Genomic DNA, 16,237 nt, shown 5'->3' with positions numbered 1-16,237 from the left:
GCGACCTACTCCCAGCGGAAGTACCGCGCGGCCAGCCCACCGGCCACGATCGTCCAGCCCAGCATGACAGCCAGGTGCAGCGGCTGCGGCCAGTGCCCGGCCGTCGCGTCCTGCAACGATTGCACGGCGGAGCCGAGCGGGCTGAAGTCGCTGATCGTCCGCAGCACGTCGTTCATGCTGTCGCGTGGTATCCAGAGGCCGGCGAAGAACACGATCGGAAAGAAGAGTACGGTCCCGATCGCGCCGGCACTCCTGCCGCTCGGCGCGAGCGAGGCGACGAGCAGACCGATCGCGAACATCGCCAGCGCCGCCAGCACGTAGCCGAGCAGGTAGGCCGGAATCTGCCGGGGCAGGCGTACGTCGAACGCCAGCCGGCCGACGGCCAGCACGACCGCCATGGTGCCCACGGACATGATGGTGGACATCAGTAGCTGCGCGCCGAGCATCATCGCGGGCTTGACCGGGGTGGTCCGCATGCGCCGCAGCACACCCTTTTCCCGGTAGGTGGCGAAGAGCTGGGACAGGCCGTTGAGCGCGAACATGGCGAGGCTCATCGCGACGATGATCGGCACGTACAGGTCGATCACCCGCAGGCCGCCGAGGGACTGGTCGGGTTCCCGGAACGGCGGTACCGCCCCGAAGATGCCGAGCAGGATCGGAGGGAACGCGAGCGCGAAGAACACGATCATGGGCTCGCGGAGGAACAGTTTGGTTTCGGTGGCGGTAAGCCGGGACAGGGCGGACAAGGCGGTCTCCTCAGGCTTCGAAGGGTCGGCCGGTGAGCGCGACGAAGGCGTCTTCCAGCGAGGTCTGCTCGACCCGCAGGTCGGCGGCGACGACCTGGTTGCGGGCGAGCACGCTGGTCACCGCGAGCAGCAGGTTTCCGGTACCGGTGACCACGAGCTGGCTGCCGGCCCGCTCCACCGACGTGACCTCGGGCAAGGCGGTCAGCACGGCGTGGTCCAGCGGCGCCGACGGGCGGAACCGGATGCGCTGCCGATCGTCGACCCTCGAAACGAGCCCGGCCGGGGAATCGAGCGCGACGAGCCGACCCGAGTCGATCACGGCGAGCCGGTCGCAGAGCCGTTCCGCCTCCTCCATGAAGTGCGTGACCAGCAGGATCGTCACGCCCCGGTCGCGGATGTCCTCGATCAGGTCCCAGGTGTCGCGTCGCGCCTGCGGGTCCAGGCCGGTGGTGAGCTCGTCGAGTACCGCCACCCTCGGGTTGCCGATCAGCGCGAGCGCGATCGACAGCCGCTGCTTCTGCCCGCCGGACAACCGCCGGAACTGCGTGCCGAGTTTGTCGCTGAGCCGCAGGGTGTCGACCAGATCCCGCCAGTCGGCCGGGGCGCGATAGAAGGAGCTGAACAACTCCATCGCCTCGCCGACCTTGAGCTTGTCGGGCAGCTCGCTCTGCTGGAGCTGCGCACCGAGCAACTGCCGCAGCTCACCGGTGTCGCGTCGCGGGTCGATGCCGCAGACCCGGATGGCGCCACCGTCCGGGGTCCGTAACCCCTCGACGCACTCGACGGTGGTGGTCTTGCCCGCCCCGTTGGGGCCCAGGATGCCGAAGATCTCGCCCGGCTGGACGGCGAAGCTGACCCCGTCCACCGCGGTGTGCTCGCCGTAGCGCTTGACGAGGCCGTCTACCTCGATGATTGCCATACCGAAAAGCGTGCCGTCCGTGGTCCGGCGCCGAATCGACCACGCAGCCACCGCCGGCGCGGGACGCGATGGGTACGCCGATCAGCCGATCGGTGGATGCCCGGTCAGCCCGCCGTGTCGACCGCTACGAAGACGTGACGAGTAGGGCGCGCTCAGGCTCCACGGCGACGCGTGGCTGAGAATCGACTCGGAGGTGCGTCGGGGTCGGATGCGCCGATGACAGATCGCTCGCAATCGCTGGTGAGTGCGGCGAGACGGGCGCGGACGACCTCGGCCTCGGGCACGCCGAGCTCGGTGTAGGTGGCGTGGGCCTGTTCGTAGTGGATCCGGGCCAGATCGGGGTTGTCCAGCACCCGGTGGGCGTCGCCGAGACCGGTGTGGACGCGGGCCTGCTGGTACCGGTTGCCGGTGTCGGCGGCGATGGCGAGCGCCTCGGTGTAGTGGCCCAGGGCCTCCGCCGGGCGTCCGGCGAGCTAGGCGGCATCGCCGAGGCCGTTGAACGCCCATACTTTGCCGTACCAGCGCCGATCCGGCGGCAGATGGTGAGTGCTTGCCGGAAGCATGCGACGGCCTGTTCCCACTCTCCCTGACGGAGGTGGACGTTGCCGAGCGTGTTCCGGATGTGGGCCTTGGCCCTCGGGCTGCCGAGCTGTTCAAGAAGCGTCAGGGACTGCCGCAGGTGGTCGGCGGCCGGCCCAGTCGTAGCTCGGCGTTGGCGAGGTTGTTCAGCGTGGTCGCCTCGTAGAAGCTGGCCCCGACCTCGCGGAAGATGACCAGGGCCTGTCGGTGGTGGTGCGCGGCGCTCTCGCCCCGGCCCAGCCGGTTCTCGACATTGCCGAGGTTGGTCAGCGCCTTGGCCTCACCGAGTCGGTCGCCGACCTGCCGGAACAGGTCGATACTGCGGGTAAAGGTGTCGATTGCCTGCTCGTGGTGGCCGAGGCGGTGGACGACGACGCCGAGGCCGGACAGCGCGAGGGCCTCACCAACGCGGTCGCCTGCCTGCCTGAAACGGGTCAGCGCCCGTTGCAGATGATCGACGGCTTCGTCGTGCCGGCACATCCGGTTGTAGGCGTTGCCGAGCAGACGCAGCGTGTGGGCTTGCCCGACGAGGTCGCCCGCCTGCTCGGCGGCGCGGTGGGCGTGGCCGTTGATGACCAGCGCGTCGGTGGGGTAGCCGGCATCCAGGTAGCGCTCCAGGATCCGGGCCAGCCGGACCGGGTAGCTGGAGCTGCCCTGCGACGCGGTGTGCGCCGCCGCCGCGACCAGGCAGAACCGTTCGTCCTCCAACCAGGCGTAGGCGCTGTCTGGATCTGCGAACCCCGGAATGGGAGTGATCGATGCGACGACCTCGGGCATGTGGCTCGCGTTAGCCGGGTAGAGGGTGTTCGTCGCGGACACCGTGGCCGCCTGGTAGTAGCCGAGGAGCCGTTGCGGGGCGGCCTGGCGCTGCTGGGCGGCTTCCTCGCCGGCCGCCAGATGGGCGGCGTACGCGCGCAGTAGGTCGTGCATGCCGTACCGGCCACGACCGCCCCGGTGCACCAGGTGGGCGCGGGCGAGCAACGTCAGGGTCCGGCGCGCCTGGTCGAGGCCGGCGCCGGTCAGCGCCGCGACCGCGTACGGGTCCAGGTCGGGGCCGGGATGCAGGCCCAGCAGCCGGAACGTACGCGCGGCATCCAGGGGTACCTGCTGGATCGACCAGGAGAAGACCTCCCGTACGGCCCGTACGGGTCGCTGCCGGCATCGAGCAGCTCCAGCCGGGCCTGGCGGTCGGCCAGCTCCGTCACCAACTCGGCGAGCGTACTGTCCGGCCGGGCCACCACCAGCTCGGCCGCCACCCATAACGCCAGCGGCAGCCGGGCGCACTGCTCGGCCTTATCTGCACCGCACTCGATCGAGTGGATTCTTGCCCAGGAGTGGAGCGCGGGTGCCAGGCGGTGATAAGCGATGAGCCGTCGGCTCGGTGACACCGTAGGCACGGTGTGGGGGTGCCGTTAACGAGCGGCGAAACAGGTGTCAGATCTAGGAGGGCACCGACCAGGTCCAGCGCATCGTTATGGCGAGGCAGCTACTCAGCGGCGTCGCCTAGTCGGCGCGGCCGGGGATGCGGCGGTCCGGTCACCCAGGGCTTCCGGTTCTGCTCATCGCCCAGTCCCGCGGTCGGGGGCGTCCAGCAGGCTCGCCAGCGCTCGCAGCGCCACCGCCATCCGGCTTCCGTGTCAATTCTGTCCGTGTTGCTGCGGGCGTCGGGGCCCCGGACACCTGCCCGGCCTACGCTCAGCGCTTCCGCCAGTGCTTCCGCTCAGCCCTTTCGCTCACTCAGGACGCAGAACTCGTTGCCCTCCGGGTCGAGGAGGGTCACCCAGTGCTGCTCGTCCTGCACGGTGTCGGCGCGCCGGGCACCGAGGGAGAGTAGCCGGGCGACCTCGGCCTCCTGGTCGTCGGGGCGGAAGTCGGGGTGGAGCCGGTTTTTCGACGCCTTGCCCTCGGGGACAGGCACGAAGAGCAGCCCCGGCATCTGGTCCGGCTCAGGCCGGATCTCGATGATCTCCTCGGATTCGTCGACCACTACCCAGCCGAGAGCCTCGGCCCACCAGCGCCCGAGAGCGACGGGGTTGGCGGAGTCGACGATGATCTGTTCCCATTCCAGTGCCATGGGCCTGAGCATAGACAGGGCCGGCGGCCCACCCGTCCCTCCGTCAAGGGCGGGCCGTCGGCGGTCCTGCTCGGCACCCGCTACCACGACTGGGGCCCGGTGTCGGTCGCGGTGCGCGCGCAGTTCCGCGCTGGCTATGAGTCTGTGCGACGGCTTAGCCCGGTGGAGGCGGCTTGGTGGGACATCGGCTCAATCTCGACGCCAGCAGCGTCAACGACAACAACCGGCGGGTGCACTCGGTCGCTCAGCGCGAGCGAGCCGACGTTGGGAAGGCTGCACCGGCCCTCTACGAGCAGACTGCGTAGGTCCACACCAAACTCCTTGATCACAGGCAGGAACACTGTGTCCAACGAGGGATAAATGGTGCAGATAACACAACAACGTCGCGGCGGCCTCCGGCTCGGCCTCGACCCGGGCGCCGATCAACCGGCACAGCAGACTGACCGCCTCGGCAGGCGCGAGCAGGTCCAGATCGAGGCGGTGCGCGCCGTCCACGGCGACCAGCCCCGCCAGGCTGTCCCGGCTGGTCACCACCACCAGGCAGGAACCGGTGCCGGGCAGCAACGGACGCACCTGCGCGACGTTGGCGGCGTTGTCCAGCACGATCGGTATCCGCCCCCGGCCACCTCGCTGCGCTTAGCCCATCGACTTGGACCCGTCGATGGTCTCCCGGATGATGTCGGCGTGCCCGGCGTGCTGCGCCGTCTCGGCGACGATGTGCTGGAGTACCCGCCGTGCGCTCCACCGTGTACCCGGCTGGAACCACGGCGCGGGCGGCAGTTCGTGACCGGCGTCGAGGTCGGGCAGCGTACGCACCAGCTCGTCCGTGCGCCGTGCGACGTCCTCGTACTCCTCCAACAACCCGGCCAGGGTCTCCCCGGGTTCCATGCGGAACCCGGCCGCGTGCGCCTCGTACGCGGCGGGATCGTCGCCGGCCGGCATCGCCGAGGTCCCCTCGACGATGAACCGGGCCCACTGGCGCTCCATCGCCGTGACGTGCTTGATCAGCCCGCCCACGCAGAGCTCACTGGCCGTGCTGCGGGTGGCCGCCTGCTCGTCGCTGAGCCCGCGCGCGGTCAGGCGCAGGAAGAACCGCGCGTTGCCCAGCGACTCCAGCAGATCGGCCCGCTCGCCGGTCACGGTCTTCTCGGAGGTCGTCGTCGCCATGGTCATCACCCTTCGATCGGAAGTCGCCTCGCCGCGTTGGCTACCTTGACGCTACGGCCCATAGCGGCCAGATTCTGACCGCTATCACCAATCACCGCCGCCCGATCGATCGGAAACGTGGCGCCGCCCGGCGGGCGACCGGGGCGGTCGGCCCGCCGGGCGGCGGAGGGGGTGGGTGGAACGTCGTGCGGGTCAGCCGAAGGCGCGGGCCTGCCAGGTGCGTACCTGGTCGGCCGGTAGTGCCTCGGGCAGGATCGCCATCCGGTCGACCTCGCCGGTCAGCCGCTGGCCGCCGTCCTGGTCGGCACCGAACCGCAGTTCCCGGGTGGCACAGCCGACGATGCCGCCGTCGGGCACCTTGGCGGTACCGGCCTGCTGGCCGTCGAGGTAGACGACGATGGTGCCGTCGTCGTCCATCGTGACCACCAGGTCGACGTACCGGCCGGTGGGCACGGTGGCGTTGCTGGTGACTCCGGTGCCGGAGCCGATGAACCGGAGCTGGTTGCTCGGGGTCAGGTCGATCAGGATCCCGTCGGTGCCGGGGTCGCCGCCGGGCTGGAAGTCGAAGAGCCGCCGGTAGCTGCCGCTGGTGGTCACCTTGACCTCGGCCGCGAATGTCGCCTTCTCCAGATATCCGAGCGTGGTCGGCGCGGTACGCAGGAACCGGTTGCCGTCCAGCACCAGTGCGCTGCCGGTCGGCCCGGCCGCGACGTACACCCCGCCGGTCTGCACCGTCGCGGTCCGCCCGTTCGGCGAGTGGTCGGGCACCGTGTCGCCGGAGACCGGGTCCCAGGCCACCAGCGGGACGCCCGGGGCCGGCCGGGCGCACGGCGGCGGCACCGGCAGCGCGATCGACGTGCTCGCCGTCGCCCGCCACGTGTCGTGGGTCAGCCGCGCCTCGATCCGGTTCGGTCCCGGTGCCGCTTCCCGGCTCGGCGTGACGGTGAACCGGTAGGTCTGCGCGTCGCCGGGCCAGAGCCGGGGCACCTGGACCTGACCGGGCCGGACCTGCCAGCCCGCCGGCAGCACCAGCTTCAACGCCGACGGCGGCACCTTCTCGGCACCGATCGCCGAGACGGTCACCGAAACCGTCCCCGCCTGGTCGGTCTCCAGCGTTGCCGGAGCCTCGATCGTGAAGCCGACCTGGGCGGTGGCGACGTAGCGGTGGCCGGCGCGGGCGGTGAAGGTCAGCTTGTCACCCTTCGCCGTCGCGTCGACCTTCTGGCCGGTGCCGGCGTCGACCAGCTTGTGCGGCCCGGCGAAGAGCGGGCTGCGCAGGGTCACCTCGCCGGCCTTGTCGGCGGTCACCGCGATCTCGGTGGCGGCTCCGGCCGACCACGTCGTGTCGACGGTCAGCCCGCCCCGGGCCCGCAGTCCGCTGACCGATCCGTTCTGCCACGCGCTGGGCAGTGCCGGCAACACGTGTACGTCACCGGTCTGGCTCTGCAACAGCATCTCGGCGATCCCCGCCGTCGCGCCGAAGTTGCCGTCGATCTGGAACGGCGGGTGGGTGTCCCAGAGGTTCTCCAGAGTGCTCTGCCGCAACTGCTCGGTCAGCATCTTGTGCGCGTGGTCCCCGTCCAGCAGCCGGGACCAGAAGTTGATTTTCCACGCCTTGCTCCAGCCCGTACCGCCGTCGCCGCGTGCGGTGAGCGAGACCTTGGCGGCGGCGGCCAGCTCCGGGTCGTCCAGCGCGGTGATCTGGGCGCCCGGATGCAGGGCGAACAGGTGCGAGACGTGCCGGTGCTGGTCGTTCGGGTTGTCCAGGTCTTCCTTCCACTCCTGGAGCTGCCCCCAGGAGCCGACCCGCAGGCCCGGGTCGAGCAAGGCCAGCGCGTCGCGCAGCTCGCGGCGGAACGCGTTGTCACCGCCGACGATCCCGGCCGCCTCGATGGTGTTGGTGAAGAGTTCCCAGACGATCTGCTGGGACATCGAGGCACCGGCGGTGAAGTCGCCGTTCTCCGGCGAGTAGCTCGGCGAGACCACCAGCTTGCCGTCACGCGGGTCGACGACCAGCTCGTCCAGCCAGAAGAGCGCCAGCTCCTTCAGCAGCGGGTACGCCCGCTGCCGCAGGAACTGGGTGTCCCCGGTGAACCGGTAGTGCTCGTAGTAGTGCTGGGCCAGCCAGGCACCGGCCTCCGGGAACCAGAACGACTGCGGGTAGCTGTGCAGGCCGGTGAAGCCGTAGGTGTTGGTCTCGTTGTTCACCACCCAGCCCCGGTTGCCGTAGACCTGCTGCGCGGTCACCTTGCCCGGCGGCACCATCGCGTCGACGTAGTCGAAGAGCGGTGCGGTGGTCTCCGACAGGTTGGTGGTCTCGGCCGGCCAGTAGTTCATCTGGAGGTTGATGTTGACGTGGTAGTCGGCGTCCCAGGGCGGGTTGGTGACGTTGTTCCAGACGCCCTGGAGGTTCGCCGGCAGCGAGCCGGGCCGGGACGAGGCGATCAGCAGGTAGCGGCCGTAGCTGAAGAAGAGCGCCTCCAGCGCGCGGTCCGCCGCCGACGCCCCGCCCCGGTACTGCCGCAGCAGCTCGTCGGTGGGGATGGCCGGCATCTCCTGGCCGATGTCCAGGCGTACCCGGTCGAAGAGCGAGCGGTAATCGGCGGTGTGCGCGGCGAGCAGCGCGGCGTAGGACTTCCCGGCCGCCGCGTCGACGGTCGCGGTGACCCGGGCGTGCGGGTCGGCTCCCCGGTACGTCGGGTACGTGCCGGCGTAGTCGGTGCCGGCGCCCAGCACCAGCGTGGCGGAGTCGGCCCCGGCCACCGTGACCGTGCCGTCGGTGCCGTCGGTGACCGTGCCGCCGTCGGCGCTGACCTGGATCTGCGACTCGTACTTCAGCTTGTTGTCGTCGAGGGTGCCGGCGAAGGTGATCCGGCCACCGCTGGCGGTGACGTTCTTCGACCGGTTGTTCGGCGCGGTCACCCCGGTGGTGAAGCCGATCTTTCCGGGCTGGTCGGCGCTGAGCCGCACCACCAGTACGCCGTCCGGCTGGCTGGCGAAGTACTCCCGGGTGTAGCGCACCCCGTCGTCGGTGTAGGAGACCGTGGCGACCGCCCGGCCGATGTTCAGCTCGCGGCGGTAGTCGCTGACCGTGCCCGGGTCCTCGGTGAGCCGCAGCGACAGGTCCCCGAAGGTGTTGTACGACCCGAAGCCGCTCTTCGGCTGGCCGAGCCGGTTCGCCACCTCCTGCGGGCTGAGCCGGCCCCGCTCGTTGATCAGGCGCTGCACCTCCTCGATCGCCCCGGGGCGGGGCGAGGTCCAGTTGCCGAAGTTGTAGCCGCCGGCCGAGCCGGGGCCACCGGTCCAGAGCGTCTTCTCGTTGAACTGCACGGTCTCGGCGGCGACCCGGCCGAAGATCATGCCGCCGAGCGCGCCGTTGCCGATCGGCAGCGCCTGGGTCTCCCAGTCGGCGGCCGGTTCGTCGTACCAGAGGGTGAGCGCGTCGTCGGCGGAGGCCCCGCTGCCCGACCTGCTGTCGGGGGCGGCGGCGGAGGCGGGGGTGGTGGTGGAGAATGCGGGCCCGAACGCGGTCAGTGCGGCCACCAGCGCGGCGGCCGTCCATCGGCGCGGCAGGGGCTGCCAGTTAGGGTCATCCATTCCTGTCTCCGGATCGTCCAGATGGGCCGGGGGAGGACTCTGGCGGGGCGGACGTCGCGGCCACGACCACGCGTCCGGCACGCATCCGATGTTTGGCGATGAGGCTACAAAGGACACCTCGGAGAAACAAGAGAGGATCCTGGGTAGCCTTCCCTGGTCACCCGCGCACAGTCTGGTTGGCTCCGGGGTTCATCAGCACTTCCGGCACCCTGACGAGGTCGGTGGTCTGCCGCGATCACCCTCTCGGTCTTGTGTCCTGCCGAGCCCACCTGATAGACATCGGATGTATTGCTGACCGGTTACGAGGAAGTCTGGGGGCGACGGGTGAGGCTGTTGCGGGTGGGCGCATCGGGGCAGGAGTCCCCGGCGCTGCTGGACGAGGCCGGGCGGTTGCGCGACCTCCGTGGAGTGGTCGACGATCTGGACGGATCGTTCCTGGCCAGCGGCGGCATCGAGCGGCTGGCCGGGCTCGACGTCGAGCGGCTGCCGGCCCTTCCCGAGGGACTGCGGGTCGGGCCACCGCTGCGGCCGGGAAAGATCATCTGCATCGGCCTGAACTATCGGGACCACGCTGCCGAGACCGGTGCCCCGCTGCCGACCGAGCCGGTGGTCTTCATGAAGGCCCCGGACACCGTGGTCGGCCCGGACGACGAGGTGCTGGTGCCACGCGGCAGCACCAAGACCGACTGGGAGGTCGAGCTGGCGGTGGTGATCGGGCGTACCGCCCGCTACCTGTCCAGCCCGGAGGAGGCGCTCGGCTGCGTCGCCGGCTACGCCGTCTCGCACGACGTCTCGGAGCGGGAGTTCCAGCTCGAACGCGGCGGCCAGTGGGACAAGGGCAAGAACTGCGAGACCTTCAACCCGCTCGGCCCCTGGCTGGTCACCGCCGACGAGGTGCCGGACCCACAGGATCTCGGGCTGCGGCTCTGGGTCAACGGCGCGCTCAAGCAGGACGGCAACACCAGGAACATGGTCTTCCCGGTGGCCGAGATCGTGCGCTACCTGAGCCAGTTCCTGGTGCTCTATCCGGGCGACGTCATCAACACCGGCACCCCGGCCGGGGTGGCGCTCGGCCAGCCCGAGCCGAAGCCGTACCTGGTCGCCGGTGACGTCGTCGAACTGGAGATCGACGGGCTGGGGCGGCAGCGCCAGACGGTGGGGCAGGCATGATCTTCACCGGACTGGAAATCGCCGACATCCGCTTCCCGACCTCCCGCGAACTCGACGGCTCGGACGCGATGAACCCGGACCCCGACTACTCGGCCGCGTACGTGGTGCTGCGTACCGACGCCGGGGACGGGCACGAGGGGCACGGCTTCGCCTTCACCATCGGGCGGGGCAACGACGTACAGGCGGCGGCGATCGCCTCGCTGCGGCCGTACCTGATCGGACGCTCGGTCGAAGCGGTCCTGGCCGACCTCGGCGGCTTCTGGCGGGAGCTGGTGCACGACTCGCAACTTCGCTGGCTCGGCCCGGAAAAGGGCGTCATGCACATGGCGATCGCCGCCGTGGTCAACGCGCTCTGGGACCTGCGGGCCAAGCGGGCCGGGCTACCGCTGTGGCGGCTGCTGGCCAGGATGAGCCCCGAGGAACTGGTCGACCTGGTCGACTTCCGCTACCTCAGCGACGCGCTGACCCGGGACGAGGCGTTGCGGATCCTCCGGGACGCCCGCCCCGGCCGGGCCGAGCGGGAGGAACACCTGCTCCGCGACGGCTTCCCCGCCTACACCACCTCGCCCGGCTGGCTCGGCTACGACGACGACAAGCTGCGCCGGCTCTGCAAGGAGGCGCTGGCGGACGGCTTCACCCAGATCAAGCTGAAGGTCGGTGCCGACCTTCACGACGACATCCGGCGGATGGGTATCGCCCGGCAGACCTGCGGGCCGGACATCCGGATCGCGGTCGACGCCAACCAGCGCTGGGACGTGCCGCAGGCGATTTCCTGGGTACGCGAGCTGGCGCCCTTCGACCCGTACTGGATCGAGGAACCGACCAGCCCGGACGACGTCGTCGGGCACGCCACCATCGCCCGGGAGCTGGCGCCGGTCCGGATCGCCACCGGAGAGCACGTCGCCAACCGGGTGGTCTTCAAGCAACTGCTCCAGCTCGGCGCGATTTCCTACCTGCAGATCGACGCGAGCCGGGTGGCCGGGGTCAACGAGAACATCGCGATCCTGCTGCTGGCGGCGAAGTTCGGGGTGCCGGTCTGCCCGCACGCGGGCGGGGTGGGGCTCTGCGAGCTGGTGCAGCACCTGTCGATGTTCGACTACGTCGCCGTTTCCGGCTCGATGCAGGACCGGGTCATCGAGTACGTCGACCACCTGCACGAGCACTTCGTCGACCCGGTGGTGATCCGCAAGGGCCGGTACCTGGCACCGACCGCACCCGGCTTCAGCGCCACCATGCGCCCGGAGACACTGACCGAGTACGCCTATCCGGATGGCCCGGTCTGGGCCGCCCCGCCGGCCGAGGTGGCGGTGCCGTGACCGCCGAGAACCTGCCCGGCGTCGGGGGAGGCGCCGGCCGGGGCGAGTTCGCCGGCCTGGCGGCGGTGGTGACCGGCGGCGCCTCGGGGATCGGCCTGGCCACCGCCACCCTGCTGGCCGCCCGGGGCGCCCGGGTCGGCTGCCTGGACCTGAATCCGGGCGGCGTCCCCGAGCCGCTGCTCGGGATCGCCGCCGACGTCTCCGACGACGCCTCGGTGCGGGTCGGGGTGGCCGCCGCGGCCGGCGCGCTCGGCGGCATCGACGTACTCGTCAACAACGCCGGGATCGGCGCGCAGGGCACCGTGGAGTCCAACCCGGACGACGAGTGGCACCGGGTACTCGACGTGAACGTGGTCGGCATGGTCCGGGTGACCCGGGCCGCGCTGCCGTACCTGCGCCGGTCGGCGCACGCCGCGATCGTCAACACCTGCTCGATCGCGGCCTGGGCCGGGCTGCCGAACCGGGCGCTCTACAGCGCCAGCAAGGGCGCGGTGCAGTCGTTGACCCTGGCGATGGCGGCCGACCACGTCCGGGAGGGGATCCGGGTCAACTGCGTCAACCCCGGCACCGTGGACACCCCCTGGGTACGCCGGCTGCTGGAATCCGCCGACGACCCGGCGGCGGAACGCGCCGCGCTCCAGGCCCGCCAGCCCACCGGCCGGCTGGTCGGCGCGGACGAGGTGGCGGCGGCGATCGCCTACCTGGCCAGTCCACTGTCCGGGGCGACCACCGGCACGGTGCTCGGGGTGGACGGCGGCATGCACGGGCTGCGACTGCGCCCCGCCCCGCCGAGCTGACCGGCCCGCACCCCACGCCCTCCGATCCGGACCGTCGACTCCGGCAGGTCGCCGGTCCCGCGTTCCAGGCTGCCCGTCGCACGGTCATCCGATGTAACGATTCCGCCTGCCCGGTAACAGGCCGGGAGATTGCCGGTTCTGGGTCTTGCGGGGGCAAGGGTGGGCTGATAGACATCCGATGTATTACCCGCGTGTTTCCGGATTGCCTCCAAGAATTGCCCACCGTATCCGCACCGGATGGAGGACCACAGTGAGACATACCGCCAAGTCCCTGGCGGGGATCGCGATGGCCGCGACTCTCGCCGTCGGCACCGTCGCCTGCGGCGAGTCGTCGTCGAGCGGGACGGGTGGCCAGACCGGCAGCAGCCCGCAGATCGGCATCGACCTGCCCCGCGCCGACTCCGACTTCTGGAACTCGTACGCCAAGTACGTCCCGCAGTTCGCCGACGAGTACGACATCAACCTGATGGCGCCGACCAACTCGCAGAACGACGTCGCCAAGCTGGTGGCGAACGTGCAGGCGATGGTGAGCCAGGGCGCCAAGGCGATCGTGATGGCGCCGCAGGACACCGGCGCGATCGCCTCCACCCTGACCACTCTGGAGTCGAAGAAGATCCCGGTGGTCTCCGTCGACACCCGCCCGGACAAGGGCAAGGTCTTCATGGTGGTCCGGGCCGACAACCGGGCGTACGGCCAGAAGGCGTGCGAGTTCCTCGGCGAGAAGCTCGGCGGCCAGGGCAAGGTGATCGAGTTCCAGGGTTCGCTCTCCTCGATCAACGGCCGGGACCGCTCCGAGGCGTTCGCCGAGTGCATGAAGACCAAGTTCCCCGGGATCACCATCTTCGAGGAGCCGACCGAGTGGGAGGGGCCGAAGGCCGCCGCCGCACTCCAGACCCGGCTCGCCCAGCACCCTGACATCAAGGGCATCTACATGCAGGCCGGCGGCGTCTTCCTGGCGCCGACCCTGCAGGTGCTGAAGGCCAAGAACCTGCTGGTGCCACCGACCGACCCCAAGCACATCTTCGTCGTCTCCAACGACGGCATCCCGCAGGAGTTCGAGGCGATTCGCAAGGGCGAGATCGACGCCACCGTCTCGCAGCCGGCCGACCTCTACGCCAAGTGGGCGCTCTATTACGCCAAGGCGGCGGCCGAGGGCAAGACCTTCCAGCCCGGCCCGACCGACCACAACAGCACCATCATCGACGTCGGCAACGGCCTTGAGGACCAGATCGCCGCACCGCTGGTCACCAAGGAGAACGTCGACGATCCGGCGCTCTGGGGAAACCAGATCGGCAAGTGATGACCGGTCAGACGCAGACCGCAGGCACCGTGGCCGGGGCCGTCGCCCCGGCCGCGGAGGCCCGCGACATCTCGAAACGGTACGGCGCGACGATCGCCCTGCACTCCGCCGGCATCAGCATCGCGCCGGGCGAGACACACGCCCTGGTCGGGCGCAACGGCGCAGGCAAGTCCACCCTGGTCTCGATCCTGACCGGGTTGCAGCGGCCGGACAGCGGCCTGGTGCACTTCGACGGGGTGCCCGCGCCGGCACTGGCCGACCGCGACGCCTGGCGGCACCGGGTCGCCTGCGTCTACCAGAAGTCGACCATCATCCCCACCCTGACGGTCGCGGAGAACCTCTTCCTGAACCGCCAGGCCGGGCGTGGGCCGATCGACTGGCGCGGATTGCGGCGCCGCGCCGCCGACCTGCTCGAAGGGTACGGCGTCGCGGTCGATCCGGCCGCGCCGGCCGGCAGTCTCGGCGTCGAGCAGCGCCAGCTCGTCGAGATCGCCCGCGCGCTGTCGTTCGGTGCCAGGTTCATCATCCTGGACGAGCCGACCGCGCAGCTCGACGCCGCCGCGATCGAACGGCTCTTCGACCGGATGCGCGAGTTGCAGGCCGCCGGGGTGACCTTCCTGTTCATCTCGCACCACCTCCAGGAGGTGTACGAGGTCTGCCAGACCGTCACGGTGCTGCGCGACGCCCGGCACATCCTGACCCAGCCGGTCGACACGCTCTCCCGGGAGGCGCTGGTCGCCGCGATGACCGGCGACGCGGGGGAGACCCTGGCCGGGATCGACCGGCCGGCCGTGCCGGAGAGCGCGCCGGTCGTGCTCGACGTCGCCGGGCTCGGCCTGGCCGGCTTCTACCAGAACGTCGACCTGACGGTGCGGGCCGGTGAGCTGGTCGGGCTGATCGGTTCGGGCAGCAGCGGCAAGGTGGCGCTGGCCGAGACGATCGCCGGGCTGCGCCGGGCCGACACCGGCACGGTCAGCCTGGCCGGCAACACCCCGAAGCCGGGCAGCGTGCCCGCCGCGCTCGCCGCCGGCCTCGGCTACCTGCCGCAGGACCGGCACCGGGAGGGGCTGGTGCCGCTGCTGTCGGTGGCGGAGAACGCCACCCTGCCGATCACCGGCCGGCTCGGGCCGGCCGGGATCATCGCGCCGGCCCGGCAACGTGCCGTCGCGCAGCGCATGATCGAAACGTACGACATCAAGACCGACGGTCCGCACCAGCCGGTGAACGGCCTCTCCGGCGGCAACGCCCAGAAGGTGGTACTCGCCCGCGCGCTGGCGAACGACCCGAAGGCGCTGGTGATGGTGAGCCCGACCGCCGGGGTGGACGTCCGCTCCAAGGATTCCCTGCTGCGAGCGGTCGCCGAGGCGGCGGCCCGGGGGACCGGAGTCCTGATCGTCTCCGACGAGCTGGACGACCTGCGCTCCTGCGACCGGGTGCTGGTGATGTTCCACGGGCGGGTGGTCCGGGAGGTCTCCCGGGGCTGGGCGGATGCCGAATTGGTGACCGCAGTAGAGGGAGTGGAGGAGCCGTGACCGGCACCCAGACAATCGCCAAGCCGCCGGCCCCGGTTGGGGGAGGCCGGCCCGGGCTGGGCGGCCGGATGCCGTTGGCCCGGCTGCGGGACCTCGCGCTGGTCCCCGCGATCCTGCTGCTCGTGGTGGTGGGCGCGGTCATCGACCCGGTGTTCCTCTCCGCCGCCAACATCACCAACGTGCTGCAACAGCAGACCGAGCTGGCCCTGCTGGTACTCGCCGAGGCGATCATCCTGATCGCCGGCAAGTTCGACCTGTCGCTGGAGTCGACGATCGGGCTCGCCCCGGCGCTGGCCCTGGCGCTGGTCATCCCGGCCGCCAGCAACGGGCTCGGCACCGAACTGCCGGCCAGCCTGGCCATCCCGATCTGCCTGCTCGCCGGCATGGCGATCGGGGCGTTCAACGGGCTGCTGATCCTGCGCTTCAAACTCTCCGCCTTCATCGTGACCCTGGGCATGCTGATCGTGCTGCGCGGTCTCCAGATCGGGATCACCGGCGGGCAGAACCTCTTCGATATCCCGCCGTCGGTGCTCTATCTGGGCAACGCGGTCTGGTTGGGCGTGCCGGCGTCGATCTGGATCAGCGGGACGCTCTTCGTCGTCGGGATCGCCGCGCTCGGGTTCTTCCGGCACGGCCGGGCCGTCTACGCGATCGGCGGCAACACCGACGCGGCCCGGGCCGCCGGGATCCGTACCGACCGGGTGGTCTGGATCATCCTGATGATCGGCGGGCTGCTGGCGGCGCTGGCCGGGCTGCTGATGACCGGCCGGCTCGGCTCGGTCGCGGCGGCACAGGGCGACGGCATGATCTTCACCGTCTTCGCCGCCGCGGTGATCGGTGGAATCAGCCTCGACGGCGGCAAGGGGACGCTCTTCGGCGCGCTCTGTGGCGTCATCGTCCTCGGACTGATCAACAACATCCTGACCCTCGCCGGGGTATCCGCCCAGTGGATTCAGGCCATCTACGGTGCCATCATCCTGATTGCGCTGATCCTGGCCCGGCTCACCTCCGGCAAGGCGCAGGACTAACGGGCCGACCGG

Annotated in this window: 13 protein-coding genes and 3 pseudogenes; 7 read left to right on the top strand and 9 right to left on the bottom strand. The window is 70.6% G+C overall.

The window, feature by feature from the left end; translation table 11 throughout:
* Window positions 1-5 precede the first annotated feature (5 nt).
* The 6 genes and pseudogenes from ACSMXO_RS27125 to ACSMXO_RS27100 form a co-directional block, all read right to left on the bottom strand.
* Entirely contained in the window at window positions 6-746 is a 741-nt protein-coding gene (locus tag ACSMXO_RS27125; RefSeq protein ID WP_455414340.1) for an ABC transporter permease, read from the bottom strand.
* Between the two features lie 10 nt (window positions 747-756).
* Window positions 757-1,665, bottom strand: a complete 909-nt coding sequence (locus ACSMXO_RS27120) for an ABC transporter ATP-binding protein (protein WP_455414339.1) — start codon at window positions 1,663-1,665, stop codon at window positions 757-759.
* 152 nt (window positions 1,666-1,817) lie between these two features.
* Window positions 1,818-2,123, bottom strand: a pseudogene (locus ACSMXO_RS27115) (tetratricopeptide repeat protein); the annotation flags it as partial.
* A gap of 80 nt (window positions 2,124-2,203) precedes the next feature.
* Window positions 2,204-2,332 (bottom strand): annotated as a pseudogene (locus tag ACSMXO_RS27110) (tetratricopeptide repeat protein); the annotation flags it as partial.
* The gene (locus ACSMXO_RS27105) at window positions 2,329-3,504 is read right to left on the bottom strand and encodes a tetratricopeptide repeat protein (RefSeq protein WP_455414338.1); all 1,176 of its coding nucleotides are present in this window, start codon (window positions 3,502-3,504) and stop codon (window positions 2,329-2,331) included. The gene ACSMXO_RS27105 and the pseudogene ACSMXO_RS27110, both read right to left, overlap by 4 nt.
* Before the next feature lie 460 nt (window positions 3,505-3,964).
* Window positions 3,965-4,330: a VOC family protein gene (locus ACSMXO_RS27100; protein WP_346263626.1), complete on the bottom strand. Its 366-nt coding sequence runs from the start codon at window positions 4,328-4,330 to the stop codon at window positions 3,965-3,967.
* 45 nt (window positions 4,331-4,375) lie between these two features.
* Between ACSMXO_RS27100 and ACSMXO_RS27095 the strand changes: the two are divergent.
* Window positions 4,376-4,504, top strand: a pseudogene (locus tag ACSMXO_RS27095) (phosphotransferase); the annotation flags it as partial.
* 24 nt (window positions 4,505-4,528) lie between these two features.
* Here ACSMXO_RS27095 and ACSMXO_RS27090 read toward each other — a convergent pair.
* The 3 genes from ACSMXO_RS27090 to ACSMXO_RS27080 all read right to left on the bottom strand — a co-directional run bounded on the left by ACSMXO_RS27090 (window position 4,529) and on the right by ACSMXO_RS27080 (window position 9,082).
* The gene (locus ACSMXO_RS27090; RefSeq protein WP_455414337.1) at window positions 4,529-4,921 is read right to left on the bottom strand and encodes a hypothetical protein; all 393 of its coding nucleotides are present in this window, start codon (window positions 4,919-4,921) and stop codon (window positions 4,529-4,531) included.
* A 33-nt stretch (window positions 4,922-4,954) separates the two neighbouring features.
* On the bottom strand, window positions 4,955-5,485 hold the full coding sequence (locus ACSMXO_RS27085; protein ID WP_455414336.1) for a DinB family protein: 531 nt from the start codon (window positions 5,483-5,485) through the stop codon (window positions 4,955-4,957).
* Window positions 5,486-5,677: 192 nt separating this feature from the next.
* Window positions 5,678-9,082 carry a glycosyl hydrolase family 95 catalytic domain-containing protein gene (locus ACSMXO_RS27080; RefSeq protein ID WP_455414335.1) on the bottom strand — a complete coding sequence of 1,135 codons (3,405 nt, stop codon included), beginning with the start codon at window positions 9,080-9,082 and terminating at the stop codon, window positions 5,678-5,680.
* A gap of 339 nt (window positions 9,083-9,421) precedes the next feature.
* Between ACSMXO_RS27080 and ACSMXO_RS27075 the strand changes: the two genes are divergently transcribed.
* From ACSMXO_RS27075 to ACSMXO_RS27050, 6 genes are all read left to right on the top strand, one after another.
* Window positions 9,422-10,252, top strand: coding sequence for a fumarylacetoacetate hydrolase family protein (locus ACSMXO_RS27075; protein ID WP_455414334.1), 831 nt, complete (start codon window positions 9,422-9,424; stop codon window positions 10,250-10,252).
* Complete coding sequence (locus ACSMXO_RS27070; protein ID WP_455414333.1) at window positions 10,249-11,568, top strand: L-fuconate dehydratase; 1,320 nt, start codon at window positions 10,249-10,251, stop codon at window positions 11,566-11,568. Before ACSMXO_RS27075 ends, ACSMXO_RS27070 begins: the two co-directional genes overlap by 4 nt.
* On the top strand, window positions 11,565-12,365 hold the full coding sequence (locus ACSMXO_RS27065) for an SDR family NAD(P)-dependent oxidoreductase (RefSeq protein WP_455414332.1): 801 nt from the start codon (window positions 11,565-11,567) through the stop codon (window positions 12,363-12,365). Before ACSMXO_RS27070 ends, ACSMXO_RS27065 begins: the two co-directional genes overlap by 4 nt.
* A gap of 250 nt (window positions 12,366-12,615) precedes the next feature.
* Entirely contained in the window at window positions 12,616-13,665 is a 1,050-nt protein-coding gene (locus tag ACSMXO_RS27060) for a sugar ABC transporter substrate-binding protein (protein WP_455414331.1), read from the top strand.
* The gene (locus ACSMXO_RS27055; protein WP_455414330.1) at window positions 13,665-15,197 is read left to right on the top strand and encodes a sugar ABC transporter ATP-binding protein; all 1,533 of its coding nucleotides are present in this window, start codon (window positions 13,665-13,667) and stop codon (window positions 15,195-15,197) included. The genes ACSMXO_RS27060 and ACSMXO_RS27055 overlap by 1 nt, the downstream gene beginning before the upstream one ends.
* Window positions 15,194-16,225 carry an ABC transporter permease gene (locus ACSMXO_RS27050; RefSeq protein WP_455414329.1) on the top strand — a complete coding sequence of 344 codons (1,032 nt, stop codon included), beginning with the start codon at window positions 15,194-15,196 and terminating at the stop codon, window positions 16,223-16,225. The genes ACSMXO_RS27055 and ACSMXO_RS27050 overlap by 4 nt, the downstream gene beginning before the upstream one ends.
* Window positions 16,226-16,237: the final 12 nt, after the last annotated feature.

The organism is Plantactinospora sp. DSM 117369 (assembly GCF_053764795.1).
Note: the sequence above shows the minus strand (reverse complement) of the source record. Positions and strands in the feature narration are given on the sequence as shown.